Annotated in this window: 1 protein-coding gene; it reads right to left on the bottom strand. The window is 59.8% G+C overall.

What is annotated here, in order from left to right:
* On the bottom strand, positions 1-1,218 hold a 1,218-nt coding region (locus JF66_RS18600; RefSeq protein WP_156109920.1), incomplete at its 3' end, for a DUF2326 domain-containing protein.
* Positions 1,219-1,315 lie beyond the last annotated feature (97 nt).

Raw genomic sequence — 1,315 nt, 5'->3', positions numbered from 1 at the left:
CAGTCCACCGGGTTCCGTGTCAAGGACGGTGCGGATAACACCGACTTTGAACCAGTCCTGATCAAGGACTTCATCTGGTACGTCGTTACTGTTCATTGTGCAGATGTACTGCCCCCCTGTGGACTCCACCATCGCCTGCGCGAACTGCAATGCGCCGGCTCGCTGTCGAGGATCGACTCCGTCAAAAACAACGGAATCATGCACAAGAAAGTCGGGGTGATGCTTGGTCGCAATTCCTTCTTCGAGCATCGTGAGATCGAAACAGAACAACGTCATTCTGTCGACGCCACTGCTACCGGAACCGGATGCGCGGATCGCGAACTTGTAGCCGGCGTCATCGACAGAAACCGTGAGGGCGGCGTCCTTGCCGTACAGCTGTCGCATCTTCTGGCTGAACCGGTCGCTGATTCGGTCCAGCTTCTCACGCGAGGTCGTTAGGTAGCGGTTCGCCTCGTTTCGCTTGGTGGATTGCTCGAGCTTGAGTTCTTCGCGGCGGGTGACCAGCTCGCGCGCCTGTTCAATCTGAAGGTCCAATGCGGCCATGCGAACTTCGATGTCGCTCAGCTCCTCGCGCATCTCATTTAACTCAGCGAGTGCGCCTCCCGCATCGAGCGTCCGAAGAGCGCCGTCGCGCTGCTCATCGAGGCGCGACAGTTCCGATGAACGTGCTCTGATGCGCTCGTCGAGTGCGTCAATTTCGCTGCGCAGGAATAGACGCCGGTTCGCGAGCAAGGCGGCATGGAAGTCGCGGACCTCGCTGGCTTGGCGCCTAAAACCGTCGGCCAGGATCACACCGGCCGCGCTGAAAAGCTCTTCGACGGGTAGAGCGCTGGCGCCGGCATCTGGCGTCTCGGAAAGAGATGAGACGTAAAGTTCGCGCATGCGTCGATCGACGACCGCCGCGTCCCGTAGAGGGCTGATCTGCGCCGTCAGCTGGTTGGCACGAGCGACAAGCGAGTTCGGGTCCTCGAGGATGCGGAACCCTGCAATGCGTTGCCGCCACTCGTCAGCCTCGTTCTTAAAAGCAGCACGCTCGAGTACGAGATCGTCCTCGGGGCGCAGCGTAGCGACCAGTCCCTCCTTAGACGCCGCTGTGATGGCCTTCAGCTGATCGAGTCCCTTCTTCACAGCGGCTAGATCGCGGATCACTTCCCAGTCCAACCCGAGTAGAAACGCGACGTGCTCGCGACTGCTGGTCGCACTCTGTTGCGCGATCATTTTTAATGGGTCTTTGGGGGTCTCGGTCCGAATTACATACGACAGGAGTGTGCGCACCGACAGCCCGCCACTAGTCTCCTGTTCGCCGGGCTCCAAC

The sequence above is a fragment of the Cryobacterium sp. MLB-32 genome, assembly GCF_000738085.1.
Classification (GTDB): Bacteria; Actinomycetota; Actinomycetes; order Actinomycetales; family Microbacteriaceae; genus Cryobacterium.
Note: the sequence above shows the minus strand (reverse complement) of the source record. Positions and strands in the feature narration are given on the sequence as shown.